We start from the raw sequence: 26,912 nt of genomic DNA, 5'->3' as shown, positions 1-26,912 counted from the left end.
GGCTAGTCCTCCCGGGATCGGGGATTGCGGGCGTCGTTGTAGGTAATGGAGATCAGCGTCGCCGAGACCACCAGCACGAGCATGGCCAGCGACGGGAACAGGGTGGTCCACCAGGCGCTGGACATCGCGCCGGACTGCTCGGACTCGAACAGGATCCGGCCCCACGACCAGTTGGTCACTCCGCCCAGGCCCAGGAACGCCAGGCTGGCGGCGGTGAGCACGGCCCGGGACGAGGTGAGCGCGACCGACACGATGACCACCGGCGCCACCGCCGGCAGCAGGTGCTTGCGGATGATCCAGGTGGACGATCCGCCGGTGAGCCGGGCCGCGTCCATGTAGGGCAGCCGTACCGCCGAAAGGGCCTGCGACCGCACCACCCGGGCCACCTCGGGCCAGGAGAAGAACGCGATGATCAGGATCTCGGTGAGCAGGCTCGTGCCGGCCAGCGCGGTCACCAGGATCATCAGCGGCAGTACCGGCAGCGACAGGCACAGGTCCACGATCGTGCCGATCACGGTGTCCGCCTTGGGGAAGTACGCCCCCAGCACGGCCACCAGCACACCGATGACGATCGCCAGCGCCGAGGAGGCGGCGGCCACCAGCACGCTGATCCGCGTGCCCCACACGACTTCGGCGAAGATATCCCGGCCCAGGTTGTCGGTGCCGAAGATGTGCGAACCGCTGGGCGCCCTGAGCACCGCGCCGCCGTAGCCCTGAGGCTCGGACACGACCAGCGGCGCGAAGATGGCGACCAGGACGATCAGCGCCAGCACGACCAGCGAGATCATGCCCAGCGGGTTGCGCCGGAACGCCGACCAGGTGGCCCGCGCCGCGGTCGGCGCCTCGGTGGTGACCGAGTCGAGCGCGCCAACGCTCATGCTTCTCCCTCCTTCCTCATGCCGTGCGCACCCGCGGGTCCAGCACGCCGTACGCCAGGTCGGTGAGCATGTTCACCAGCACCACGGTCGCGGCCAGGAGCACGAAAGCGCCCTGCAGCACCGGGTAGTCGAGCTGAGTGACGGCCTCGTAGATGCCACGCCCGACTCCCGGATAGGCGAACACGGTCTCGGTGAGCACCGCGCCGCCGACCAGGTAGCCCAGGTTCAGACCCACCAGCGTGGTGGTCGGCAGCAGCGCGTTGCGCAGCGCGTGCTTCCACACCACCTTGCTGCGGGGCAGGCCCTTGGCGTTGGCCAGGACGGTGTAGTCCTCACCGAGTGACTCGATGAGCGTGGCGCGCAGAGTCAGCGCGTACGACCCCAACTGCACGAGCATCAGGCTCACGCAGGGCAGTACCAGGTGGGACAGCACCGAGACGTACCACGCGCCGCCGTACACCCCGGGGGTGTATGCGCCACCGATGGGCAGCCAGTGCAGCTGCAGCCCGAACACGAACAACAGGAAGATGCCCACGGTCGGAACGAACAACGACTGCACGCCGACGCCGAAGACCTGAACCAGCCGGTCGAGCACCCTGTGCGGGCGAGTCGCCGCCAGCACCCCCAGGGGGATGCCGACGGCGATCGTCAACAGCAGCGAGGATCCGGTCAACAGCAGCGTCCAGGGCAGCCGCGCCAGCAGCACGGAGCTGACCGGGACCTGCTGCGTGAAGGAGACCCCCAGGTTGCCGTGCAGCAGCTGCCACAAGTACTTGCCGTACTGGGTCAGCAGCGGCTGGTCCAGTCCGTACTGGTGCAGCAGGATGTTGCGCGCCTGCACCGTCATGTTCGGACTTTCCACCGCCAATGCGGGGTTGCCCGGTAGCAGGCGGAGTAGGAGGAACGTGACCGTACTGGCGAACCAGAGGGTCAGTACCGCCCTACCCAGCCTGCGTACCGCGAATCTGACGACCGGAGGCATTCGCTCAGCCGGTCTTCTTCACGTTGGCCAGCGACTGCGGGTCGAGCAGCGAGAGCAGCTCGCTGGGCTTGACCGTGAACCCGGTCCACTTGTTGCTGTAAGCGAAGTACAGGTTCTGCATGTACATCACGTTGTCGTAGACGTTGTCGTGGACGCTCGTCGCGGCCTGCGTGATCAGCTGCTTCTGGGCGGCCTTGTCGGTGGTCGCCTGTGCCTGCTTGATGAGCCCGCTCAGCGCGGGGTCGTTGACCAGGCCGTAGTTGATCGCGCCACCGGGCAGGTAGGTCAGCGACATGTTCGTCGTCGGGTCATCCATGATGGCGAAGTTGCCGAGGTAGATGTCGTAGTTGCCCGACGCCGTGTTGGCCAGGTAGGTGTTGCGCTCCTGACCCTGCAGGTTGATGGTGATCCCTGCCTTGGCCTCATCGTCCTTGATGATGGTCGCCGCCTGCGAGGACACCGGGTCCGCCAGCGAGTAGATGAGGTTGAGCTTCAGGTTGGAGACCCCGGCCTGTGCCAGCAGCTGCTTGGACTGGTTCGGGTCGTAGTTGTACTCCTTCAGCGAAGGATCGACCCAGTCCTTGAGCACCGGCGGGATCGGCGAGGAGCCGGTGGTCACCGCCTGGCCCTGCAGCACGACGGACCGGATGGCGTTGTAGTCCACCCCGTGCGCCAGCGCCTGACGGACCTGGAGCTTGTTCAGCGGCTGGTGGTTCATGTTGTAGGCCATGTGCTCGTACCCGAGGCCCGGCGCCTCCTGCACCTTGATGCCCGCGGTGCTCTGCAGCGACTTCACCTGGGCCGGCGGAAGCGAGTTGCCGATGAGGTCCACGTCGCCGTTCTTCAGCGCCAGGATCTCGCTGTTGATGTCCGGGTAGACCCGGTACACGACCTTCTGCAGCGTCGGGGTGTTGTTCGGAGCGAACGGGTATGGGCTGACCCGCTCCAGCGTGTAGCTCTGCCCCTTGACCGCGCTGACCAGCTTGTACGGGCCGGCGCTGACCCAGTTGCTGTTGTTCGGGAACTTGGCCACGCTGCCGTTCGGCTCGAACACGTGCTGCGGCACGACGTTCATCCAGAACCCGACCTCCGACACGACGGTCGAGTCCGCGCGGCTCAGGTGGATCTCGACCTTGGTCGTACTGGGCGCGGTGGCGTTGACCACATTGGACATCTGCCCGTACGTGGTGTTGCCGGCCGGCTTGTCCTTGAGGATCGCGTTGATGGTGTACGCCACGTCGCTGGCGGTGACCGGCTGGCCGTCGCTCCACTTCATGTCGTCACGGATGTCGAAGTACCCGGTGGTCGGGTTGCTGTACCCGAAGTCCTTCGCCAGGTACGGCTTCTTGTTGCCGTCCGCGTCGATGGTCAGCAGACGCGGGTACATCAGGTCGGTGATCCAGTCGTCGGTACGGCTGTTACCGATCAGCGGGTTGAAGTTGACCACGTCGGTCGTGGTCGCGATGGTCAGAGTGGCGTCACCGGTGGAGCCGCCCGCTCCGCTCTTCGGCGGGGCGGGGCTACAGGCGGCGACCGTGGCCGCCGCCGCGACGGCGGCGACCACAGCGATGGGAAAGCGCGCACGCACTAGACCCAAACCTCCTCGAGGACACGGATGATGTTGCCGCCGACGACCTTGCGGATCTCGTCGTCCGAGTAGCCGTGGCTGACCAGCCATCCGATGATGTTGTAGAAACACTCGGCCGGGTTCTCCAGGCCGTCGACGTACTCCACCCTCGGGTGCTCCACGTGACCGTGTGCCTGAGAGATGGACAGGTTGCCGGCGAACGCGTCGTGCAGGCCGACGTGGTCCCCGAACAGGGTGTCCGGACCGAACGCGATGTGGTCGATGCCGATGATGTCGACCAGGTGCGTGAAGTGGTCCATGACCGACTCGATGCTGTGGTTCGGGTGCTCGTTGGAGAGCGTGGTGTGCGGCGCGGCCTCCAGGCCGAGCACGCCACCCCGGTCCGCGCACGCCTTGATGAGGGCGTCGGGCTTCATCCGGTTGGTCGGCCAGACCTCCCGCGAGCCGCAGTGCGTGATGAAGACCGGCTTCTTGGAGTAGTTGATGACGTCCAGCGCGGTGCGGTCGCCGGAGTGCGAGATGTCGATGGCGAAGCCGAGCTTGTTCATCCGCTCGACGGCCTTCTCGCCGAAGTAGGTGAGCCCGCCGTCGCCGCGCTCCTTGAGGCCGCTGCCGAGGTAGTTGGCCTCGGAGTAGGCGATGCCGATCTGGCGTACGCCGAAGCCGTACAGCACGTCGAGCCGATCGACCTCGTTCTCGATGGGGGTCGCCGCCTCCAGCGCGAAGACGTGCGCCAGCCGGCCGGTCTCGTGGGCGTGCCGGATGTCGGCGACGGTCTCGGCCTTGATGACGAAGTCCTGGTGCGCCAGGTCGGCCATCCGGACGCCGAGGTCGAAGAGCACATCCTGGTACTTCCAGCCGGCGTCGCTGGAGATGCAGCAGGTGCCGTCCATGCCGTTGTCGAAGACCGCGGTCATGCCGGAGCGGGACAGGCCCTGGTACCCGGTGGGTTCGCGCCCCTGGCGGATGTGCTCGCGGAGCCGGCCCATGTCCTCGGGGAACACCTGGACGTGGTCGTGCAGAGAGATCACGATCTCGTCGGTCAGGAGCTTGACGACCCGGCTGCGCTGGCTGTCGGAGAGTTCCAGCCCCTGATACTCGGGTACCCGGCCGAGCTGCTTCGCGTACTTGAACTCCTTGAAGTCTTTTCCTGACTCCAGGTAGTCGTAGGCCGTGTAGCCCGTGTACCGCTTTGCCGGTTCGAGCATTGGAATATCCCCTTTCTTCGTGCCGCGACACCGCGGCCCATGGCGCTCCGGACGGCATCGTCCGGGGGCCAGCAGTCACGCTGGGCGCCTCCGGTCACCGGGAGTGCCGGGGCGCCATCGTCGCGTCACGTCGGCGCGACGAATGCAAGGGTTGCAATAATCCGGCGTGGAAGTCAATATCTGAACGAGGAACAGGCGCGACGGACGACGAAAGCGCGAACTCTAGGCGTAGAAGTCCTTTTGCGTAACATGGAGGAAATGTCGTGGATCACTCGCCGTCACCGGCGCTCAACGTGCGCGGCCTCTCGGTAACCTTCGGCACCCGCCAGGGTCCGGTACCGGCCGTGGTCGACGTCGACCTCGACGTGGCACCCGGAGAACTGGTCGCGCTGCTCGGCGAATCCGGTTCCGGCAAGTCGGTCACCGCCCGCGCGGTGATGGGCCTGTCCACCGGCAACGCGTCGGTGACCGCCGAGCAGATCCGGCTCGGCGACACCGATCTGCTCGCCCTGCCGGAAAGCGAACACCGCAAGCTGCGCGGCGCCCGGATGAGCCTGGTGTTCCAGGACGCCCTCTCCGCGCTCAACCCGGTGCTGTCCATCGGCGACCAGATCGGCGAGCTGTTCCGGACGCACCGCGGCATGTCGCGCCGGCAGGCCCGCGCCGAAGCGGTCAATCTGCTCGGCCAGGTCGGCATCCCGGCGCCCACCCGGCGTGTGAACGACTACCCGCACCAGTTCTCCGGCGGCATGCGCCAGCGCATCCTCATCGCCATGGCCATCGCGCTGCGCCCGGAACTCATCATCGCGGACGAGCCGACCACCGCCCTGGACGTCACCGTGCAGGCGCAGATCCTGGAACTGCTCGACTCGCTGCGTCGCGAACTCAACATGGCCGTCCTGCTCATCACGCACGACCTCGGCGTGGTGTCCGAGGTGGCGGACCGGATCCTGGTCATGTACGCCGGCCGGATCGTCGAGTCGGGTACCGCCGACGACCTGCTGAGCCGGCCCGGGCACCCGTACACGCAGGCGCTCCTGCGCTCCGTACCCCAGGCCGACACCCGGGGCCAGGAGCTGTACGCCATCCCCGGCAGCCCACCCAGTCCGGCCAACCAGCCCTCCGGCTGCCCGTTCCACCCCCGGTGCACGTGGGCCGTCGACGAATGCAAGACCACCCGTCCCCTGCTGACCCTGCTGGCCGGCGGCCGTGCCGCGGCCTGCCACCGAACCGAGGAGGTGCTCGATGCAGCCGTCACCGGGTGACGTGGTTCTCGACGCCCAGAACCTGCACAAGACCTTCCGCGGCGGGCGCGGCCAGGCCGGCCGGACCCGGGTCAGCGCTGTCGACGGGATCAACCTGACCCTTGCCGCCGGCGAGTCCCTGGGCATCGTCGGCGAGTCCGGCTGCGGCAAGACCACGCTGGCCCGCATGCTCGTCGGTCTGGACCGGCCGGACACGGGAACGATCATGGTGCACGGCCGGGACATCGCGCACGCCCGGGGCGGCGACCTCAGGGAGCTGCGCAGGCGCGTGCAGATGGTCTTCCAGGACCCGTACACCTCGCTCGACCCGCGGATGACCGTGCTCGAACTCATCGGCGAACCGCTGGTCGTGCACCGGCTCATGCCGAACGCGGCAGCCCGCCGGGATCGGGTCGCCGAGCTGCTCGCTCTGGTCGGCCTCGCTCCGGAACTGATGAACCGGTACCCGCACCAGTTCTCCGGCGGCCAGCGCCAGCGCATCGGCATCGCCCGCGCGCTCGCCCTGGAGCCGGAGGTGCTGGTCTGCGACGAGCCGGTGTCCGCGCTGGACGTGTCGGTTCAGGCCCAGGTCGTGAACCTGCTGCGCGACCTGCAGAAGCGGATGAACATCGCGATGGTGTTCATCGCCCACGACCTGTCGGTGGTACGGCACGTCGCGGACCGTACGGCGGTGATGTACCTGGGCCGGCTCGCCGAGGTCGGTGAGACCGACACGGTGTACGACCAGCCGGCCCACCCGTACACCCAGGCGCTGCTGTCCGCGTCGCCGGTGGTGGACCGGGCGAACCGGGGCCGGATGGCCAACCGCATCCCGCTGGCCGGCGACCCGCCCAGCCCGACGGATCCGCCGGCCGGCTGCCGCTTCCACACCCGCTGCCGGCTGTCGAAGGACCTCTGCGGCCGGGAGCAGCCACAGCTGCTCGCGATCGGCGGCGACGCGAACCGGGTGGCGGCCTGCCACTTCGCCGACGAGTCTCTGGCCGACGCCCGGGAGCGCGCCGAAGCCGCCTGAAGACGGGTTAGCCACATCGACGTCTCTAGATGTATTCGGTGGCGTCCCGTACAGTGAGCCGATCCGAGGACATTCGGGAATCCCGATGTCTTCGTGGCTGTCGCGGCCAACAGGCCGCACGGCCGGCTACGAGTCGACGGGAGGTCCCCGATGCGTCTACCCCGGACCCGCAAGGTGGGCTGTGTCCTGGTCGCGGTCGCCGCCGCGCTCGCACTGAGCGCGCCGGCCGCCACGGCGGATCCATCACCGCGGGCGAGCGCAACCTCGCAGCAGCTGTACATCTACCGCGTACCGGCGCCGACCGAGGCCGCCGCGCAGCGCCTGATCTCCAGCGGATTCGACGTGCTGGAACGGCGCAGCGGAGCGGACCTGTTCGTGCTCGGCGACGCCGGCAGTGCCGCCACGCTCCGGGCGGCCGGCTTCGCGCCGTCCTCGACCCAGGCGCTGGCACCGGCGAACTGGGCCACACCGAAGAGCCAGAGCTCACCGTTCGCGGTGGCGCCCGCGGCGGCGGTCGACGAGACCTACGACGGCGGGTACCACACACTCAACGCCCAGTACGCCCACCTCGACCTGATCGCGGCCAACCACCCGGACCTGGCGACGGTGGTCGACTACGGCAACTCGTACCTCAAGACCCGCAACTCGTCGGCCGGCTACGACCTCAAGGCCATCTGCCTGACCCACAAGCAGGCCGGCGACTGCGCGCTCACGCCGAACGCCCCCAAGCCGCGCTTCCTGCTGATGACGCAGATCCACGCTCGCGAGATCGTGACCGGTGACATCTCCTGGCGCTTCATCGATCACCTGGCGAACGACTACGCCACCGACTCCTCGGTCTCGACGCTGCTGAACAGCACCGAGGTCTGGGTGATCCCGGTGGTGAACCCGGACGGCGTCGCCGAGGTTCAACTGGGCGGCAACCGCCCGTACCTGCAGCGCAAGAACGAGCACGGCAGCGGCTGCTCGAACCCGCCGACGGCCAGCAACCAGCTCGGCGTCGACCTCAACCGCAACACCTCGACGCACTGGCACACCACCGGCATCGACACCAGCACGTGCGGTCAGCAGTACCCGGGCGCCAGTGCCAACAGCGAGCCGGAGACCACGGCGATCGAGGCCCTGTTCCGTGAACTGTTTGCCGACCAGCGCGGTACCGGCGACAGCACGGCGGCGCCGGCCACCACCCGGGGTGCGATGATCACGATGCACTCGGACGCCGGGATGAACCTGTTCCCGTGGGGCTGGAGCAACACCCACACCGGCAACGACGCCAAGCTGCGCGCCATCGCGGCGAAGATGAGCACCTACAACCACTACCCGTACGGGCAGCCCGGCGAGATCCTCTACAACGCGTCGGGTACCAGCGACGACTGGGCGTACGGCGAGTTGGGCATCGCCAGCTTCACCATCGAGGTGGACAGCTGCGGCAGCTTCACGCCGGCGTACTCGTGCACCGCCGGCCAGTACAGCAAGAACCTCGGCGCACTGATGTATGTGGCGGGGATCGCGAAGGCGCCTTACGCCTGAGCGCCGCCGGAGCCGGTCTTTGGCGGAGGCGAGCACAGGCCCACGCAGCACAGCCTGAGCCCGCCTGATTCGGCGGGCCGTCCGGGCGCACCGCGTCCGGGCGGCCCGCCGCACCGTTTCAGTGGGCCACGTCGACCACGACGCGCGGCGGGTTGCTGAGCGCGAACGCCCGGAACCCCGCCCGGTGCGTCAACCCGAGTCCGGCCGCGATGTGCGCCTCGAACTCGCCGCCGAACCTGACCTGGCGCAGCGTCGGCAGGGCGGGGTTGGCCACGGTATGCAGGTCGAAACGGCCGGCGCCGGTACGCGGATCGCGGGTGTAGGCACCGGTGAACTCCACGTGCAGGTGCGCCGCGCCGGCCAGCGGCACGAGTGCGCCGGTGCCCTCCTGGCGCAGGTCGCCGTACTCGACCCGGAAGCCCGGCGTACCGCCGGTGAAGTCGAAGACGGTGCGGTCGAAGTTGGCGTGCCGGCCGGTACGCACACCGGTCAGCACGGGAGGCGTCGGGCCCCAGGGGTCGGCGGTCGCGGTACCGGTGACCGGAGCGGTCCCGGCCGGTGCCGGGAGATCACTGGCCACTGTGGACGGGACCACTGTGGACGGGATCGCCGTAGACGGGATCACTGTGGAAGGGACCACTGTGGACGCGGCGGCCACTGTGGACGTTGCCGACGGAGCGGACGTTGCCGGCGGGCCGGACGCCGCCGGCCCGGGAGACGCTGTGGAGGTGCACGACGGCACGGTGATCGTGGCGATCCCGCCGGCGAGCGCCAGGGCGGCCAGTACGGTGGTGCGGCGGAGGATGGTACGCATGAGGGTTTCCTTCGTGGTACGGGCGGAAGTCGTCCAGGCGACCTCCGGCGGCCGATCCGGCCGTGCCCGTACCACGTCTGTCGCGGCCGATCGGTTTACCCGCGGACCGCTTCCGGCACGCTCACAGCACGCGGACCGGCTGCCCCTTGAGGAACGCGGCGATGTCCTCGACCGCCTCGCCGAAGAACCTCTGGTAGGTCCCCCGGGTGACGTACCCGAGGTGCGGTGTCAGCACCGTGTTCGGCGCGGTACGCAGCGGGTGGTCGGCGGGTAGCGGCTCGGCGTCGAAGACGTCCAGCCCCGCCCCGGCGATCCAGCCTTCGCGCAGCGCGGTGAGCAGAGCGGCCTCGTCGACGATCGGCCCGCGCGACGTGTTGATCAGGTACGCGTCCGGACGCATCGACCGCAGCTCGGCCTCGCCGATCAGCCCACGGGTACGCTCACTCAGCTTGAGGTGGATCGTCACCACGTCCGACCCGGACAGCAGCTCGTCCCGGGTCACCGCGCGGGCGCCCATCGCCGCGGCCTGCTCCGGCCGCAGGTTCTGGCTCCAGGCGACCACGTCCATGCCGAACGCCTGCCCGACCTTCGCCACCTGGACACCCATCCGGCCCAGGCCGATCACGCCGAGCGTGCTGCCGCTCAGGTCGCGCCCGACGGTGGCCTGCCAGCCTCCGGACTGGACCCGCCTCGACTCGTCGGGGATGTGGCGCAGCAGCGCCAGAATCAGGCCCCAGGTCAACTCGGCGGTACCGGTTGGCAGGCTGGACGTGCCGCAGACCGTGACGCCGCGCCGCTCGGCCGCGGCCAGGTCGATGGCGGCGTTCGCCATGCCGGTCGTGATCAGCAGCCGGAGCCGGGGCAGGCGATCGAGCACAACGGCCGGAAACGGGGTGCGTTCCCGCATCGCGACCACCACGTCGAACCCGGCCAGCCGCTCGACCAGTACCGCGGTGTCATCGACGTGATCGGTGAAGACGGTCAACTCAGCCTGGTCGCCGAGGCTGCCCCAGTCGGCGAACGTGCGCGACACGTCCTGGTAGTCATCCAGCACAGCGACCCGAACCGTCACGATAACCCGCCTCCCGGAGCGCTCGACGCGGTCACCGGGATCATGTCATGGTCGCCGCGGCAGGCTCGCCGCGGTCACCAGGCGGCGGCGGTGTCCGTCTCGCCGCTGCCCTCGCCGAACTGACCACGGTCGTCGCCGTGCCCGGCGTGCAGGGAGACCGGGCGGCCCCGGACCCAGACGCTGTCCGAGTGGATCGCGTCCCACCCCTTCGGCAGGATCACCTTGCGCCGGAACCAGGTCGACGGGTCGCCCGAGCTGAGCTGCATGCCGGTCAGGCCGTACAGGCAACTGGTCAGGAAACCGCCCAGGTTGGCGGTGAACGGGCCGGCGCGCGGGTGGTCGGGGTAGGCGCTCGGGCTGTACTCCAGGGTGATCGTGTACGGGTCGACGATGAACTCCCCGTACCCCTTCTCAAACAGGTCGAGCGAGCGCGCCCGATCGCCGAGCCGGGCCGCGTACACGCCGAGCATCGCGGAGAGCATCGGCTGGCCCGCGTACTCGTCGGCCATCGAGACGTAGTACTTCAGCGTCTGGCGCTCCAGTTCGGGGCCCACCTGGTATCCGGCCGGGAACATGCCGGCCGCCGCCTCCGGGGTCGCTCCCTGCTCCTCGTCCGGCCGGTACTGGTCGTGGTTGACGATGATGCCCTGTCTCTGGTCCTTCGGGATGACCATCCCGTCGGCGATGCTCTCCCAGCACCGCCGGTATGGCAGTTGCAGATCTCGCGCGATCGCGGTGGTCTCTCGCAGCGCCACGACCGCGGCCATGTTGGTGAACACGCTGTTGTCCACCGTCGTGCCGGTCTCCGCGATGCCGATCACGCCGCGGATCTCGTACCCCCGGTCGGTGCGCTCGACCCGGCTCTCGATCCAGTCAGCCACACCGGACAGCAACGGCCACGCCTCGTTGCGTGCGAACGTCTTGTCGCCGGTCGCGTGCACGTACCGGGCGAACGCGATGGCGACATCCATGCTCACGTGGTGTTCGGTGGCCGGACCCCGCGCCCCCAGCGGTGCGGCCTCGTGTCCCATCCGCAAGCTGCTCTCCCAGGGGAACTGGGCGCCGTGGTAGCCGGTCAGTGTCGCGTTGGAGTTCGCCGCGTCCAGCCGGGAACTGCGGTAGCGGAGCATTCCCTGTGCGGCCGCCGGCTGAGTGAGCAGCAGCGGCGGTACGGCGAAGGTTTCCAGGTCCCACATGAGGTGACCGCGGTAGTAGTGGTAGTTCGGCCAGTACGACAAGCCGAACACCGACGTGGCGCTCGGCGAGGACGCGTGTACCGACGCCTGCAGGTAGTAGAACGCCGCGTCGACGAACGCCTGCCACCGGGTCGACGCCCCCTCCAGCACGATCCGCCCCCGCCAGAGCCGCTCCCACGCGACACGGTTGTCCTGCCGCAGGTTGTCGAACCCGCGCCAGCGGGCCTCGTCCACCAGCCTTGCCGCCTGCATGTGTGGCTGGGAGTGCAGGGACTGCGGGACGAGGCTGACCACCTGGCGCAGCCGGTACTCCTGGCCGGCCTTGGCGTAGAACGCGTAGTTCGTGGTCAGCAACTCGCCCGACCGGTGATCGAAGGATCGCTCGAACCGGTCCATGCCCAGCAGTTCGGTCGCGAAAGTGATGCCGCATGCACTGAGTTCACCGAGGCTGCGCCAACGGAAGGGCCCCTCCGGCCAGTCCGACCGGCTCTCCAGGCTGCCCGGTTCGTCATGCGTCCACGAGCCGGGAGTGTTACGTGCGTCCACACTCGTCGACATCGACAGCTCGGTGTCGCGGTCGACGCGCAGCTTCACCTCCTGCAGCACGATGGTCGGCTGTGTGCGGCTGCACAGAGTGAGGATTTCGATCTCGGCTCGGGCTTCGTCGGTCTCGAAGTCAACGATGGTGATCAGTTCGCCGCACGAGAAGTCGTAGCGCTGCTCCCGCAGCTTCGCCCGCCCGGGATCGGACAGCGCCGCGCGGCCGATCCGGATGTCCCCGCCGAGCGGGTAGGGGACGGGCGCGAACGACTCGACCAACGTGGCGGGGTCCAGTCCCTCGAAACCGCTGAGCATGGCGATGCCGTAGAGCAGTGGGATATGGCCGACGCGCAACCCGATCAGGCCGTTGGACAGGTACGCGGGCAGGTAGTCCGGCTGCCATTGGTGTACCGGACGCGGACTGATCGGCCCGGCCACGGGATCATCCCCCCATCGGTTTGGACCACGCTCCTACCCCGATCCCTGCCGGGCAAACCTGGGAACGCACTCCGGCCCTCCGGTTTCGTCGTGTGGCCGGAGGGCCGGAGGCTGTGGCCCGGGATGCGGGGGGATGCCCGGGCCAGTATGCGTCCTGCCGATGGTGGCGAACGATCGGCAGGACGGGACCTAAGGTGTGTTGCCGAAGGTGCGGGACGAGCTGTCTATGCTGGCGTGCTGAAAATACGGTCCGGAGGTTCCGTCCGCGTCAGCCGACGGTTGGAGAGTCCGAAACCACGGTGGTATCCGGCTGCGCCCCACAACCGCGGCGGCGGGCGGCTAAACTTGGGACGTTTCGGGCAGGACGGACGGTAGCGTGGTTGATCTCAAGCTGTACGGCATACGACTACGGGTCAACGAGCCCGGTCGCCCGTTCCGGTTCTACCGGGACGCGATGGGCCTGACATCCCGCGCGGGCCGTGAGGACGAAGAATTCGCACTGTTCGTGGACAGCGAAGGCACCGGCGTCGAACTCGTCTCACACCGCGAGGACCGGCAGGACGCCGCGCAGGGTCGGCCCGCCGACCACACGACGTTGATCTTCGACACCACGAACGTGCACGACAAGCTGAGCGCCCTGCGCGAGTGGGGAGCCGAGGTGGTCGACGAACCCACCGACATCGTGCCGCTCGGCGTCCGGATCGCCCGACTGCGCGACCCTGCGGGCAACCTCATCGAACTGCGGCAGAAGCTCACCTGACCCGCTCACCTGACCCGAGACTCTCCGCGCTTCCTGTGCTTCCCGCGTCGGGTGTCGGCTGCGGAACGGGCGCGGATCCGTGTACCGCGACGACCGCGATCGCGGCGAGCGCGGCGATGCCCAGCCACACGTCGATGTCCCGGGACAGCGCCTGGTACCAGGCTTGGTGGAGCACCCACCGGGGCAGGTGCGGATCGCGATCGGTCAGGTGGTGGAAGCCCGGCGGGCTGAGCAGGAACCAGCCGGTCCCGACACCGGCCAGAACCAGGGCCGACCGCCAGCGTGAGAACACCCACCGCCGGCGCGACAGCACCGCCGGGAGATTGCCGGGGCGCAGCCGCAGGGCCGTGGCCCAGGCCAGCACGAAGACCGGTACGAACCACACCCAGTGATGCGACCAGCTGATCGGGGACACGAGCAGACCGGTCACCCCGACGGCACACACCCCGGCGAGAACGTGCCTCCGCTTGTCCGCGAACCACGCGACGCCGAGGCCGGCGGCGGCCACCCCGGCCGAGACCGCGAGCCCGGTGGCCGTCGGAAGTTCGGTGAGATTCAGGTTGCGGGTCAGCATGCCCGCCAGGGACTGGTTGTCGTGGTAGCTCTGCGGACCGACCCGGTGGGTGTCGAACACCGCCCGCCGCCAGAAGACGACCGAGTCGCGTGGCAGGACGGCGAGCGCGACACCGACGGTACCCAGAAATGTCACCACCGCCGTGACCGCGGCGCGGAACTGGCGGGTCACCAGCAGATGGACGATGAACAGCGCCGGGGTGAGCTTGACGCCGGCGGCCAGCCCGATCGCGATCCCCCGGTACCACCGGCGACGCGGCGCGGCGAAATCCGCCAGCACCATGGCCAGCAGGAACAGGTTGATCTGCCCGAGAAACATCGTCCACCGCACCGGCTGGATCCACAGCAGGATCGCGGCGAGTACCAGGGCTTCGGCGACGCCCCGAGCCCAGCCGGCGCCGCGGAGCGCGGTCGTTCGGCCGACCAGGCGCAGGGACAGCCAGACGCTCGCCAGCAGAGCGGCCGCGCAGGCGGCCGGGAAAGCCAGCGCGTAGACCGGGGCCGGCACCCGGACGATCGCGGTGAACAGCAGCGCCGCGAACGGCGGGTAGGTGAACAGCCCGGACAGGCCGGAGGGATCGGCGTCGCCGTACAGGGGCATGTGCCGCAGGACCCGCTCGCCGCCCATGTGCCGGTACACGTCGCTGTCGTACAGGTATCCGGGAGAGTGCAGGTGCAACAGCCCGTAGGTCAGCAGCGCGGCGGAGCCGGCGAACAGCCCCAACGCGATCAGCGTTGAGGACGTCGCTTCCCGGTCACGGCTCACTAAAGCGAAGCTAACCCACGTTCCGGTTCAGTACCGGCGAAAGCGTGGATTCCGGATGGCGCCTCGACTTCTCGCGGCGCCGGCATTCTCTCTGCCGTTTCCTTTGCTCTGCTTACCTATACGCAACGGAAATCGCGATCAATGTTGCGTATGAGTAAGCAGAGCAAAGCGTCGCGGAACGACCCTGTCGGCTCTCCCTCGACGAGGCACAGCGACCTCAGGCAGAGCGAGCTGACGCAGAGGGATCCCCTCAGGCGGAGGGATCCTCAGGCGGAGGCGTCCTTCAGGAACGACGGCCCGATCTGGCACCGATGCACGCTGACCTCGCGCCACACGTCGTCCACGACGTACGGCTCCACGCGCAGCCATCCGTCCAGCACCGAGCGATCGGCGGCCTCCATCACGAGCATCGACCCGATCATCTCCCCGCCATCGTCGAGGATCGCGGTGCCGAACACGGCGCGTACGTCGCTGTTCGTCGCCGCCTGGGCGAGGTGCCGTTCGCGGGCCGCCGCGCGCCGCCGCTGCCCCTCCGGGCCGGGGTGATCGTATGCGACAACGAGAAAGTGCATGGCGGATCATGCTACCCGCGGCCCACTCCTCTGCCGCCAGCGCCGAACTGGCGCTAATAGCCGGAACCGGCCGGCGATGGGTGGTCGGTGCGGAAGAATTTTCCGCTGTGAGCCCAGGCGCCGAGGGCGACGGCGGATGCCCCCGCTGCGGCCGTGAGCTGACCCGGGTCCGTCGTGCGGCGTCGTGGTGCCCGGGGTGCGAGTGGGGCCTGGACCGGTACGAGCCTCACCGGCGCAAGGCCGAGGCCGGCTGGCCGTGGCTGGACCGGATGCTGTTCCGCGCCGCGTACCGGTTGACCGTCGCCCAGTACGCGGCGCTGGCGGGCCGGTCGATCGACCGCCGAGCCGCCAGCGGCGCCCGGCTCTGCCTCCTCGCCGCGGCCCTGCTCCTGTTCGCCGTGGTGGTCGGCCTGCTGGGTCTCGGCGCGTACCTCATCGCGAACCGGTTTCCCGGCTGGCGGATCGTCCCCGGCGTGCTGCTCATCCTGCTCGCGCTGGCGCTCTGGCCCAAGCTGGGCCGGCCCGACGACCGGTACGGCAGGATCGAGCGCGGCCAGGCACCCACTCTGTTCGGCCTCATCGACCGGGTCGCCTCCGCGATCGGCGCGCCGGAGCCGCACGTCGTGTGCGTTGACCCGTGGTTCAATGCCTCGGCCCGTGCCGCCGGATTGCGCCGCCGCCGGTCGTTGACGATCGGCGTGGCGATGTGGGCGATACTGCCGCCACAGCAACGGGTCGCCCTGCTGGCGCACGAACTCGGTCACTTCGTGAACGGCGACGCCCGGCGCGGCCCACTGACGCACATCCCGCTGACCACGCTGGGTGCGCTCGCCGACCTGCTGCGGTTGCCGGCGGTACGGGGCGCCGGTGCGGCCGGCCGGGTCGCCGCGGCGGTCGGCCGGGCCACACTCGGTACCCTGCGCCGGATCGTCCTCTGTGGACACTTCGTACTCGTCCGGGTGTGTCTGCGCGACGCGCAGCGCGCCGAGTACCTGTCCGACGAGCTGGCCGCCCGGGCCGCGGGCAGCGACGCGGCTGCCGGGCTGGCCGACACACTGGTCCTCCGGGAGACGCTGTACCCGTTGGTACGCCGGCAGGCCCGGCGCGGCGAGCCGGTCACCGGCTGGCTCGGGTCGGCGAACGAGACCCGGAGCGGCACGGCGGCCCGGCTTCCCGGGATGCGACAACTGTCGATCCGCGACGAGGTGTCGATGTCGGCCACCCATCCGCCGACCGGGCTACGGGCCCGGATGATCGAGTCGCGCCCGCCCCAGGCTGCCACGGTGACGCTCAGCGCGGCGGACTGCGCACGGATCGACGACGAGTTGGCGGCGGCGTACGGCTCGGCCCGCCGTCACCTCGCCGCGGGTTGACGTCCGTCTCAGTTCAGCGGCCCGTCTCAATCCAGCGCGGCCCGCCTCAGTCCAGCGGAGCGCTGCCGGCCGGCAGAGGCAGCAGCACGCGGAACGTCGCACCCTCGCCCGGTGTGCTGTCCACCTCGACCATGCCGGCATGCGCGGCCACGATCGCGGCGACGATCGCCAGGCCGAGACCCGTACCGGGTGGCCCATCGTGCCGGTTACGGGACGGGTCGACGCGATAGAACCGCTCGAAGACCCGCTGGGCCTGCTCCGGGGCGAGGCCCGGTCCGGTGTCGGCGACCTCGATCGCCGCGTACTCAGGCCGGCGAAGCAGGCGGACGGTCAGGCTCGCGTCGTCCGGGGTGTATTTCAGCGCGTTGCCGATCAAGTTGGTGAGCACCTGACGCAGTCGCGATTCGTCGCCATTCACCATCAGCGGACCACCGGTCGACAGTTCCATGGCGATCGACCGGGCCGGGGCCATCGCACGGGTGGCCTCCAGCGCGTCATTGACCAGCACGATCAGGTCCACCGGTTCGGTCGCCAGCGGACGCTGCTCGTCGAGGCGAGCGAGCAGAAGCAGATCCTCGACCAGCAGGCCCATCCGGGCGGCCTCGTCCTCGATGCGGCGCATGAGCTCGGCGGCGCGCTGCGGCTCCACGGTGCTGTGCGACGCGGTGCTCTGCGACGCGGTGCGGTGCGGTGCCGTGCGGTGCGACGCTGTGCGCTGCGGCGGTACGGGGTCCCGCGACGCGCCGCTGGCCTGGCGGTACAGCTCGGCGAAGCCGCGGATGGTGGTCAGCGGGGTACGCAGCTCATGCGAGGCGTCGGCGACGAACTGGCGCATCTTGTCCTCAGAGCGCCGGGCGCGGGCCTCGGACACGTGCGCCGCGGCCTCGGACGCCGCCTGAGCGGCGAATGCCTGCTGGATGCGCTCGATCATCGTGTTGAAGGACCGGCCGAGCCTGCCGACCTCGGTACGCGGATCCCAGTCCGGTACCCGCTGGGACATGTCCCCCGTGGAGATGGAGACGGTAGCGGCCTCGATCTCCCGTAGCGGCCGGAGGCTCAGCCGTACTAGCCAGATCCCCAGCACGGTGACCGCGGCCAGCGCGCCGACCTCGACCAGGACGGTGAGCAGCAGCAACTCCCCGGCGACCCGGTCCGGATCGGTCAGGTTGCTCGCGACGACGACCTGTTGCCCCTGCGGCCCGGTCACGACGAGGACCCGCCAGTGTGGGCCGCCGGGGGCGGTCGAGGACACCGTGAACGGTCCGGTCCGGCGCAGGTCCGCGTTCCGCAGCAGCGGCATGCTGGCAGGCAGCGGCTGCGGGTAGCTGTCGTACAGGCTGCCGTCCGGCAGTAGCGACTCCAGCAGGTACGGGGTGGGTACGTTCATCTTGTTCGGGGCGACCTCCAGCGGACTGAACGAGAGGCCATGGTTTCCCACGGCCATCTGCCGCTCGAACGAGTTGCCGAGTATCTGGAGTTGGGCATCCACCCGATCGGTGAGGTAGCGACGCACGGCGGTGACGGTGGCCACGCCGACGATGGCCAGGGCACACCCGACCAGCGCGACGACGGCCACCACGAGTCTGATGCGCAACGAGAACCGGTTCATTCGTGCCCCCCATGGCTGGCTGGGCCACCGCACCAGCGGGGGTCAGGATGAAGCACAAACCTGTGATGCTCCGAGGTACCGGCTGAAAAGACGCTGAGAGTCTTGCGGACCATGACGACGGTCGATGCCCAGGTCACCGCCCCGGCAGCGCGGGCGGGGCGACGCCGGGCCGGCGCTGCAACGAACCTGCACGTCCATTCTATTGACTGTCGCTGATGCGCCATGCGACTTTGTCGTCTAGGAATGCGCTTTCCTATGACCGTCCCGATCCTGGGAATGCGCTTTCCCGGTTTACAGGTAAGCCGGTGCGCTGCGACGGATTCTCGCCTACCGGCCCCTCTTCGTCCCACGCGTGCGCGCAACACGCGCCTGCTTCGTGATTACCGGAGGTTGCGAGTATGGGATCGCAGACCCGATCTCGACGGAGATCGTGGAAGTTGCTGGCCGCGGGCGGCACCGCCGCCCTCGCCATCGGCCTTGTCGGCGTGACGCAACTGGCGTTCGCCGCGACGGTGTTCAGCGCGAACTTCGAGGACGGCACCACCAACGCCTGGTCGAAGTCCGGCGGCACGTGGACCGTCGTCACCGACGGCACCAAGGCCGTCCAGCAGTCCAACGGCTCCAGCGAAAACTCCCGCCTGTTCGCGGGTGACACCGGCTGGACCACCTACACCGTGCAGGCCAGGGTCAAGCCGCTGTCTCTGGGCTCCGGGGGCTTCGTCGGCCTGCTCGCCCGGGCCAAGAGTTCCACCAGCTTCTACCGCCTGGCCCTGATGCCGGGCAACGTCGTCCAGCTGCAGGCGGTCAACAGCGGTGCGGTGACCGTACTGGCCAGCAAGTCGCAGACCGTCTCGACCGGCACCTGGTACACCCTGTCGCTGACCGCGAACGGCTCGACGATCAGCGGCTCGGTCAACGGATCCAGCGTCGGCAGCGGCAGCAGCTCGGTGAGCGCCAGCGGCCGCATCGGCCTGCAGACGGCGTACTCCTCCGGCAACTTCGACGACGTCACGGTCGACTCGTCGACCACCACGCCGCCGCCGACCTCGCCCACCCCGACGAGGACGGCCTCGCCGACCCCGACGCCCACCCGGACGTCGCCGCCGCCCACCACCACGCCGCCGAGCTCGAACTGGCCAACCAAGACCGGTGACGTCTCGGTGTCCGGCACCATCAACGTGAGCGGCACGCTCGACGGCGGGCTGAAGCGCTACTGCTGCATCGGTGACGGCAGCCAGAGCGAGAGCCAGGACCCGATGTTCGACCTGGCCGACGGCGCCACTCTCAAGAACGTCATCATCGGCTCACCGGCCGGCGACGGCGTGCACTGCGAGGGTCGCTGCACCATCCAGAACGTGTGGTGGGAGGACGTCGGCGAGGATGCCGCGACATTCCTGGCCACCAACGGCGACTCCTACGTCATCGGCGGCGGCGCGATGAACGCCGACGACAAGGTGTTCCAGCACAACGGCTCGGGGACGGTACACATCTCGGGCTTCTACGCGAAGTCGATCGGCAAGCTGTACCGGGGCTGTGGCAACTGCACCAAGTCGTACGAGCGCCACGTCACGGTCGACAACGTCATCCTGGACAGCCCGAAGTACGTCGTGGGCATCAACATCAACTGGGGTGACACGGCGACGCTCAGCCGCATCACGCTCATCAACGGTTCGAAGACGCACATCTGCGCCGAGTACAACGGCGTAGCGAAGGGCAGTGAGCCGCCGTACCTCGGCGACGGCATGGGCGACGGTCACTGCAACTTCTCGTCGTCCGACATCACCTACAAGTAATCGCTCGTCGCACGGACGGACCGGCCCGGGCACAGGTGCCCGGGCCGGTCGCTGTCGTGGTTCGACGGGGTCAGCCGCGTTCGATGACGTGGCCGACGAGCGCGAGGCGCCCGTTCACCGGTGTGCCGGAACCGTCCCGGCGTGCGTCCTCGGCGGGCAGCTCGACCGGGTCACCGGTGTTGGTCGCCCCGGCCGGTCGCGGTCCGATCCAGGCCACCGTCAGGGCGTCCTCGCCCTTGAGGAAGCGGTGGGCGCGGACGCCGCCGGTGGCGCGGCCCTTCGCCGGGTACCCGGCGAACGGGGTGACCTTCACGCTCTGCCCGGTCGACGTGACCACCATCGGCTCGCCGTGCTGCGGATCGTCCGTACGGATCGCGCCGAAGAACATCGCCTGCGTGTTCGCGCCGAGGTTGATGCCGGCCATGCCGCCACCCTTGAGCCCCTGGGGCCGGACCAGCGTCGCGGCGAACCGCAGCAACGACGCGTCCGACGCGACGAATGCCAGGGTCTCGGAGCCGTCGACCAACCAGGTCGCGCCGATCACCTCGTCGCCCGCCTTGAGACCGATGACCTCGAACTCGTCCGAGCGGACCGGCCACTCCGGCGCGACGACCTTCACCACGCCGTGCCGGGTGCCCACCGCGAGCCCCGGGGAACCGGCGGCCTGCTCGCCGAGTGGCGCGAGACCGATGACCTTCTCCCCCGGCTGCAGCGGTACGAGTTCCGAGGCGGACATGCCACCGCGCACCGACACCGTGCCGGACTGCTCGGGCAGCACCGGCAGCGGCAGCACGTCGGTCTTGAACGCCCGACCGGTGTTCGTCACCAGCAGTACCTGACCGCGGGCGGTGGCGTGGACGAGCGCCCGTACCGCATCGTGCTTGATCCGGCCGCTGCGCCGCCGACCCTCGCGGGCCTCCTCGGACTCGGCAGCGGTCCGCGCGACCAGGCCGGTCGCGGACAGGATCACCTGGCACGGATCGTCCTCGACCTCCAGCGGGCCGGCCGGCGCGGACGCGGCGAGAACCTCCTTGAGGTCGCCGTCGATCAGAGTGGTGCTCCGGGGCGCGTCGAACTCCTTGACCACCGCGGCAAGTTCGTCGGAGACGACCTTCTTGAGTACGTTCTCGTCGTCGAGGATCCGGGACAACGCGGCGATCTCGTCGCGCAGCCGATTTTGCTCGGCCTCCAGCTCCAGCCGGTCGTACTTGGTCAGCCGCCGCAGCGGGGTGTCGAGAATGTACGTGGCCTGGACGTCGGTGAGCTTGAACCGCCGCATGAGGCCGTCTTTGGCGGCCTGCGCGGTCTCGCTCTCCCGGATCAGCCGCACCACCTTGTCGATGTTCAGCAGCGCGATGAGCAGGCCGTCGACCAGGTGCAGCCGCTCCTGCCGCTTCTGGCGGCGGTATGAGCTGCGCCGGGTGACCACCTCGTACCGGTGGGCCAGGAACACTTCGAGCAGCGCCTTGAGGCCCAGCGTCTGCGGCTGGCCGTCCACCAGTACCAGATTGTTCACACCGAACGACTGCTCCAGCGGAGTGAGCCGGTACAGGTCTGCGAGCAGCGCCTGCGGGTTTACGCCGACCTTGCACTCGATGACCACCCGGGTGCCATTTTCCCGGTCGGTCAGGTCCTTGATGTCAGCGATGCCCTGCAACCGTGCGGCCTGCCGCTGGCCCTTACGGGGGCCGGAGACGATCGCCCGGCCGCGGACCTCCTCGCTGACCGCCTCGATGATCTTCTCGGCACCGACGCCGTACGGCAGCTCGGTCACCGTGATGGCCTGCCGGTTGCGGCTGCCCTCCAAAGGCCCGATCTCGACCCGGGCACGCATCCGTACCACGCCGCGGCCGGTCTCGTATGCCTTGCGGACCTCGTCGAGACCCAGCAGCATGCCGCCGGTCGGCAGATCCGGCCCCGGGACGAACTCCATCAGCTTGTCGAGCGTCGCGGTCGGGTGCCGGATCAGCCAGCGCGTGGCCGCGACCACCTCGCCGAGGTTGTGCGGAATCATGTTGGTGGCCATCCCGACCGCGATCCCCGAGGTGCCGTTGACCAGCAGGTTCGGGAAGGCCGCCGGGAGCACGCTCGGCTCGGTCAGCGATCCGTCGTAGTTCGGCCGGAAGTCGACCGTGCCCTCGCCCAGCTCCGAGACCAGCAGCATCGCCTCGCGGGACATCCGCGCCTCGGTGTACCGGGACGCGGCCGGCCCGTCGTCCGGGGAGCCGAAGTTTCCGTGCCCGTCGATCAGCGGGGCGTTCAGCGAGAAGTCCTGCGCCATGCGGACCATCGCGTCGTAGATCGCGCCGTCGCCGTGCGGGTGGTACTTACCCATGACGTCACCGACGACCCGGGCCGACTTCACGTGCGCGCGGTCGGGGCGGTGCCCCTGCTCGCTCATCGAGTACAGGATCCGCCGGTGCACCGGCTTGAGACCGTCACGCGCGTCCGGCAGCGCCCGGGAGTGGATGACCGAGAACGCGTACTCCAGGTAGGAGTCCTCGACCTCGGTGACCAGCGGGTTGTCCAGGACCCGCGCTCCCGCCCGGTCGAAGGCGGACAGGTCGACCTTCGACTGCGCACCCCTGTTGCGTGCCATTGCTCAGTGCTCTCCTTGACGTGCGAGCTTGCGTTCCGGATCAGGCATCGATCGTCGCCTGGTCGACTCGGCTGGCCGAGTCGATGAGCCAGTTCTTGCGCGGCTCGACCTTCTCCCCCATGAGCAGGTCGAGCGTCGCCTGGGCGGCGTCGGCGTCGCCCATGGTGATCCGCCGGACGGCGCGGGTGGCCGGATTCATCGTGGTCTCCCACAACTCGTCCGCGTCCATCTCGCCGAGACCCTTGAACCGAGGGATCGGGCTCACCACCTGCCTGCCCGCCTTCTCCAGCCGGGTGACCAAGCTCTCCATCTCCGCCTGGCTGTAGGTGTAGATGGTCTCCGGGTTGCGCCCCTTGGTGATGATCTTGTGAAGCGGCGGTACCGCGGCATACAGCCGGCCCTCTTCGATGAGCGGGCGCATGTACTTCGCGAACAGCGTGATCAGCAGGGTCCGGATGTGTGATCCGTCGACGTCGGCGTCGGCCATGAGCAGCACCCGGCCGTAGCGCAACGAGGCGGAGTCGAAGGTGCGCCCCGAGCCGGCGCCCAGCACCTGCACGATCGCCGAGCACTCCGCATTGTCGAGGACCTGCTGGAGGCTGGCCTTCTGGACGTTGAGGATCTTGCCGCGGATGGGCAGCAGCGCCTGGTACTCCGAGGAGCGGGCCAGCCGGGCGGTGCCCAGCGCGCTGTCACCCTCGACGATGAACAACTCGCTGCGCTGCACCCCGGTCGAGCGGCAGTCCACCAGCTTCGGCGGCATCGACGCGCCCTCCAGGGCGGTCTTGCGCCGGGCGGCGTCCTTCTGCTGCTTCTGAGTCAACCGTACCCGGGCGGCGTCCACGATCTTCTGGAGGACCGTGTTCGCCTCGGCCTTGGTCTTACGGTTGTCGATCCACGCCTTGACCTGCTGCTCCACGATCGACTGCATCACCTTGGTGATGCCGGCGGTGGACAGCTCGTCCTTGGTCTGCGAGGTGAACTGCGGCTCCGGCAGGCGCACGTGGATGACCGCGGTCATGCCCTCAAGGATGTCGTCGAGGACCGGCGGCTCCTCCTTCGCGCGCAGCAGGCCGCGGGCGTTGCGAACGGCGTCGACCAGGGACCGCACCAGGGCCCGCTCGAACCCCTTGCGGTGCGTGCCGCCGTGGACGTTGCGGATCGTGTTGGTGAACGACTCGACGGTGCGCTCGTAGCCGGTGCCCCAGCGGAACGCGACCTCGATCTCCGCGCGGCGCTCGACGTTGGCACGCATCACGCCGTTTTCGTCGGCGGCGTTTTCCTTGTATGTGCCCTCGCCGGTGACCATCAGGGTGCCGGAGACGGCACGCTCACCGGACGGCGACAGGAACTCCACCATGTCGGTGAGGCCGTCGGGGAAGTGGAACTTCTCCTCGGTCGCCGGGTCCTGGGTCTCGTCGCGCAGAACGTAGCCGACGCCGGGCACGAGGAAGGCGGTGTTGCGCAGCTTGGTGCGCACGGCCTCGACGTCGAGCGCGGCGCCGGACTCGAAGTAGCGGGGGTCGTACCAGTAGCGCACCGAGGTGCCCGACGACTCGCCGCGCCGCATCCGGCGGGCGACGCGCAGGCCCGGCTGCGGCGTGAACCGCTCGGAGCGGCCGGTGCCCTGGAACACCCCCGGAACCCCGTGCTGGAACGACATCTCGTGAACCTTGCCGGACTGCCGCACGGTCACCTCGAAGCGCCGGGACAGGGCGTTGACCGCCGAGGCGCCGACGCCGTGCAGACCACCGGAGGTCTTGTAGCCGGAGCCGCCGAACTTGCCACCGGCGTGCAAACGGGTCAGAACCAGCTCGACGCCCGAAATGCCCGATTTTGCGTTGATGCCGGTGGGGATGCCCCGGCCATCGTCGTCGACCTGGACGGAACCGTCCGCGTGCAGCGTGACCTCGATGTGCGTCGCGAAGCCCGCGACGCCCTCGTCGGTCGCGTTGTCCAGGATCTCGTTGACGAGGTGATTCACGCCACGACTGTCGGTCGAGCCGATGTACATGCCCGGCCGCTTGCGGACCGCGTCCAGGCCCTCAAGGTGGGTAAGGTCGTCGGCCCCGTACAGGGACTTGGTCTCCGGCTGGGCGGTCACCGTGCGGTTCTCCCCGATCTTGTATGGATGGTGCGCGTGCGATGGCGCCGGGTGCGGGCCAGGCACGGCAACGAGCCTATCCGGCGGGTCCGACATGAAGCGGGACCCCACACGGAATGCGCGGGTGGTGTGCCCGACAGCGTACCCGCGCACCTCGCCCGTCATGATCCATGACGGACTCAAGACGTCGCCCCCGGCCGCACCAGTGTTCATCCGGTCGACAGGTCAGCGAAGCATTTACATTGCACGATCTGGATCAACCGACCGGCGCCCGGCCCGGGTCTCCGCCCGGCGCCAGCCGCGCCGAACCGTGCTGGTCGACGACCGGTCCGGGTCGCGGCGCGGCGTTAGACGCGCCGAGCCGGACCAGTCGAACAACCCTGGGAGCCCGCGTGATCCGTCGACTGCCCAAATCGCTCGCACCGGCCCTGGTGACCACCGTCGCCGCGGCCCTGCTGACCGCCGCGCTGACGCTGGTCAGCCCGGCCGGAGCCCAGGCTACGCCGCCTGGCATCCCCAGCGCGGCCACGGCCCGATCCGAGCTGGCCGCCCTGACCGTCACCGCCTGGACTCACACAACCACCTACGACCGTGATCTGTTCCCGACCTGGGACACCATCTCCGGTACCTGCGACACCCGGGAGACCGTACTCAAGCGGGACGGCACCGGCGTCACGGTCAGCTCGGCATGTGCCGCGACGTCCGGTACCTGGCACAGCCCGTACGACGGGGCCACCTGGACGGCGGCCTCCGACCTGGACATCGACCACGTCGTCACGCTCAAGAACGCCTGGGTTTCGGGCGCCTGGGCGTGGACCACCACCAAGCGCGAGTCCTTCGCGAACGACCTCACCGATCCCCAGCTGATCGCGGTGACCGACAACGTCAACGAGTCCAAGGGCGACAAGTCTCCGGACGCATGGAAGCCGCCGCTGACCAGCTACTACTGCACCTACGCGAGGATGTGGACGCGGGTGAAGTACGTCTGGGCGCTGACCGTCACCAGCGCGGAGAAGAGCGCGTTGACCAGCATGCTCGGCACCTGCTGACGGAGGCGGCCTACGGCTGTCCGGCTCGTCGCGCCACCGACAAGCGCCGGACCTAAGAGGGCCGGACCCGGAAGGGCCCGACCCGGAAGGGCCCGACCTCCAGGCGCACCGGCCCAGGCGCGCCGAGCCGGACCGGTCGGTGCCGGATCCCGACCCGCTCGCCGGGATCCGGCCCCGCCGGGATGAATGCGCCGTTTCGTCGTTTGCCCGTCCCCGGCCGGGGTAGAGCCGGGCCATGATAGGGCGCGGGCTGCTGGAGCGGCTGGAGAAGGCGAACAAGCTGGATCGGCTGGGCGATCCGTTGCAGCGCAAGCTGCAGGAGGGGTTGCGGGGCCGGGTACGGGACGCGCTGCACGGCGTGTGGCTGGGCCATCCGCTGCACCCCGCGATCGTTCAGGTGCCGATCGGCGCCTGGTTCAGCGCCGCCGTACTGGACGCGCTGCCCCGCATGGAGACCTGCGCCACGGTGCTGGTCGGGGTGGGTACGGCCAGCGCGGTACCGGCCATCGCGGCGGGCTGGAACGACTGGTCGGACCTGGCGACCGCGCCGCGCCGGGTCGGCCTGGTCCACGCCGTCGCCAACGCTGTCGGGGTCGGCCTCTACGGCGCCTCGCTGGTCGCCCGGCTCACCGGCAACCATCGGCTGGGCAAGCAACTCGCGTACGGCGGCCTGGGCGCGGTCAGTCTCGGCGGGTACCTCGGCGCCCACATCGTGTACCGGTTCGCCGCCGGGGTGAACCAGGCCGCGCCGATCGAGCAGCAGATCCCGGAGGGGTGGCACGACCTGTGCGAGTTCCGGGCGCTCGGCGACAACCAGAAGCTGGTGGCGCACATCGGCGAGATTCCGGTGCTGGTCAGCCGCACCGGTGACACGGTCACCGCGATGGTCGAGCGCTGCGGCCACGAGACCGGCCCGCTCGGCGAGGGCGAGGTCGTGCAGGTCGACGGGTCCGCGTGCGTGGTGTGTCCGTGGCACGGCAGCACGTTCCGGCTGGCCGACGGTGCCGTGGTTCGCGGTCCGGCGACCACCGACCAGCCCACCCTGCGCACCCGGATCAACCGGGGCTGCGTGCAGGCCGCGCTCGCCTGACCAATGCTGGCCGAAGGCTGAGCGCCCGGCCGAAGGCGGGGCGGCGGCCGGAGGCGGGGCGGCGGCCGGTCCGCGGCTTGAGCGCGGGCCCGAGACCCGGC

The 26,912-nt window shown here is 69.4% G+C and carries 20 protein-coding genes; 8 read left to right on the top strand and 12 right to left on the bottom strand.

Annotated elements, in window-relative coordinates:
• Positions 1-2: 2 nt before the first annotated feature.
• From Raf01_RS28140 to Raf01_RS28125, 4 genes are read right to left on the bottom strand one after another with little or no spacing between them, the layout of a single operon-like run.
• On the bottom strand, positions 3-878 hold the full coding sequence (locus Raf01_RS28140) for an ABC transporter permease (RefSeq protein WP_203921046.1): 876 nt from the start codon (positions 876-878) through the stop codon (positions 3-5).
• Positions 879-894: 16 nt separating this feature from the next.
• Positions 895-1,860: an ABC transporter permease gene (locus tag Raf01_RS28135; RefSeq protein ID WP_203921045.1), complete on the bottom strand. Its 966-nt coding sequence runs from the start codon at positions 1,858-1,860 to the stop codon at positions 895-897.
• 4 nt (positions 1,861-1,864) lie between these two features.
• Positions 1,865-3,448, bottom strand: a complete 1,584-nt coding sequence (locus tag Raf01_RS28130; protein ID WP_203921044.1) for an ABC transporter substrate-binding protein — start codon at positions 3,446-3,448, stop codon at positions 1,865-1,867.
• Positions 3,448-4,656 (bottom strand): dipeptidase, encoded by a 1,209-nt coding sequence (locus Raf01_RS28125; RefSeq protein WP_203921043.1) that lies wholly within the window; start codon positions 4,654-4,656, stop codon positions 3,448-3,450. The genes Raf01_RS28130 and Raf01_RS28125 overlap by 1 nt, the downstream gene beginning before the upstream one ends.
• A 263-nt stretch (positions 4,657-4,919) precedes the next feature.
• Here Raf01_RS28125 and Raf01_RS28120 point away from each other — a divergent pair, with 263 nt between their 5' ends.
• The 3 genes from Raf01_RS28120 (at position 4,920) to Raf01_RS28110 (ending at position 8,463) form a co-directional block, all read left to right on the top strand.
• Positions 4,920-5,921 (top strand): ABC transporter ATP-binding protein, encoded by a 1,002-nt coding sequence (locus Raf01_RS28120; RefSeq protein WP_203921042.1) that lies wholly within the window; start codon positions 4,920-4,922, stop codon positions 5,919-5,921.
• On the top strand, positions 5,902-6,933 hold the full coding sequence (locus Raf01_RS28115) for an ABC transporter ATP-binding protein (protein ID WP_203921041.1): 1,032 nt from the start codon (positions 5,902-5,904) through the stop codon (positions 6,931-6,933). The genes Raf01_RS28120 and Raf01_RS28115 overlap by 20 nt, the downstream gene beginning before the upstream one ends.
• 150 nt (positions 6,934-7,083) lie before the next feature.
• Positions 7,084-8,463: a M14 family zinc carboxypeptidase gene (locus Raf01_RS28110; protein WP_203921040.1), complete on the top strand. Its 1,380-nt coding sequence runs from the start codon at positions 7,084-7,086 to the stop codon at positions 8,461-8,463.
• A 118-nt stretch (positions 8,464-8,581) separates the two neighbouring features.
• Here Raf01_RS28110 and Raf01_RS28105 read toward each other — a convergent pair whose 3' ends face one another.
• From Raf01_RS28105 to Raf01_RS28095, 3 genes are all read right to left on the bottom strand, one after another.
• Positions 8,582-9,277 (bottom strand): AMIN-like domain-containing (lipo)protein, encoded by a 696-nt coding sequence (locus Raf01_RS28105; RefSeq protein WP_203921039.1) that lies wholly within the window; start codon positions 9,275-9,277, stop codon positions 8,582-8,584.
• Between the two features lie 121 nt (positions 9,278-9,398).
• Complete coding sequence (locus Raf01_RS28100; RefSeq protein ID WP_203921038.1) at positions 9,399-10,349, bottom strand: D-2-hydroxyacid dehydrogenase family protein; 951 nt, start codon at positions 10,347-10,349, stop codon at positions 9,399-9,401.
• A 74-nt stretch (positions 10,350-10,423) separates the two neighbouring features.
• Positions 10,424-12,523, bottom strand: a complete 2,100-nt coding sequence (locus Raf01_RS28095; RefSeq protein WP_203921037.1) for a glycoside hydrolase family 65 protein — start codon at positions 12,521-12,523, stop codon at positions 10,424-10,426.
• 376 nt (positions 12,524-12,899) lie between these two features.
• Between Raf01_RS28095 and Raf01_RS28090 the strand changes: the two genes are divergently transcribed.
• Positions 12,900-13,283 (top strand): VOC family protein, encoded by a 384-nt coding sequence (locus tag Raf01_RS28090; protein ID WP_203921036.1) that lies wholly within the window; start codon positions 12,900-12,902, stop codon positions 13,281-13,283.
• Here the strand turns inward: Raf01_RS28090 and Raf01_RS28085 are convergent.
• Both Raf01_RS28085 and Raf01_RS28080 read right to left on the bottom strand, forming a co-directional pair.
• Positions 13,276-14,622, bottom strand: a complete 1,347-nt coding sequence (locus Raf01_RS28085) for a glycosyltransferase 87 family protein (RefSeq protein WP_203921035.1) — start codon at positions 14,620-14,622, stop codon at positions 13,276-13,278. The two genes, Raf01_RS28090 and Raf01_RS28085, sit on opposite strands and share 8 nt — an antisense overlap.
• A 266-nt stretch (positions 14,623-14,888) precedes the next feature.
• A complete protein-coding gene (locus Raf01_RS28080) occupies positions 14,889-15,194 on the bottom strand; it encodes a YciI family protein (RefSeq protein WP_203921034.1) in 306 nt (101 codons plus the stop codon).
• 107 nt (positions 15,195-15,301) lie between these two features.
• On the opposite strand from Raf01_RS28080, the gene Raf01_RS28075 reads away from it, so the two are divergent.
• The gene (locus Raf01_RS28075; RefSeq protein WP_203921033.1) at positions 15,302-16,567 is read left to right on the top strand and encodes a M48 family metallopeptidase; all 1,266 of its coding nucleotides are present in this window, start codon (positions 15,302-15,304) and stop codon (positions 16,565-16,567) included.
• Positions 16,568-16,613: 46 nt separating this feature from the next.
• On the opposite strand, the gene Raf01_RS28070 is transcribed toward Raf01_RS28075, so the two are convergent.
• A complete protein-coding gene (locus Raf01_RS28070; RefSeq protein WP_239133976.1) occupies positions 16,614-18,161 on the bottom strand; it encodes a sensor histidine kinase in 1,548 nt (515 codons plus the stop codon).
• 413 nt (positions 18,162-18,574) lie between these two features.
• Here Raf01_RS28070 and Raf01_RS28065 point away from each other — a divergent pair, with 413 nt between their 5' ends.
• Entirely contained in the window at positions 18,575-19,969 is a 1,395-nt protein-coding gene (locus Raf01_RS28065) for a pectate lyase (RefSeq protein ID WP_239133975.1), read from the top strand.
• Positions 19,970-20,039: 70 nt separating this feature from the next.
• On the opposite strand, the gene Raf01_RS28060 is transcribed toward Raf01_RS28065, so the two are convergent.
• Both Raf01_RS28060 and Raf01_RS28055 read right to left on the bottom strand, forming a co-directional pair.
• Entirely contained in the window at positions 20,040-22,568 is a 2,529-nt protein-coding gene (locus Raf01_RS28060) for a DNA gyrase/topoisomerase IV subunit A (protein WP_203921031.1), read from the bottom strand.
• Between the two features lie 40 nt (positions 22,569-22,608).
• A complete protein-coding gene (locus Raf01_RS28055; protein WP_239133992.1) occupies positions 22,609-24,672 on the bottom strand; it encodes a DNA gyrase/topoisomerase IV subunit B in 2,064 nt (687 codons plus the stop codon).
• Positions 24,673-25,064: 392 nt separating this feature from the next.
• On the opposite strand from Raf01_RS28055, the gene Raf01_RS28050 reads away from it, so the two are divergent.
• Together Raf01_RS28050 and Raf01_RS28045 are read left to right on the top strand one after the other, a co-directional pair.
• Positions 25,065-25,721, top strand: a complete 657-nt coding sequence (locus tag Raf01_RS28050) for an HNH endonuclease family protein (RefSeq protein WP_239133974.1) — start codon at positions 25,065-25,067, stop codon at positions 25,719-25,721.
• Positions 25,722-25,956: 235 nt separating this feature from the next.
• Positions 25,957-26,811, top strand: coding sequence for a Rieske (2Fe-2S) protein (locus Raf01_RS28045; protein ID WP_203921029.1), 855 nt, complete (start codon positions 25,957-25,959; stop codon positions 26,809-26,811).
• Positions 26,812-26,912 lie beyond the last annotated feature (101 nt).

Origin of the sequence: Rugosimonospora africana, assembly GCF_016862975.1 — a bacterium.
GTDB classification, from domain to species: Bacteria; Actinomycetota; Actinomycetes; order Mycobacteriales; family Micromonosporaceae; genus Rugosimonospora; species Rugosimonospora africana.
The sequence above is the reverse complement of the archived record's forward strand: the minus strand, read 5'-3'. Positions and strand labels throughout refer to the sequence as shown.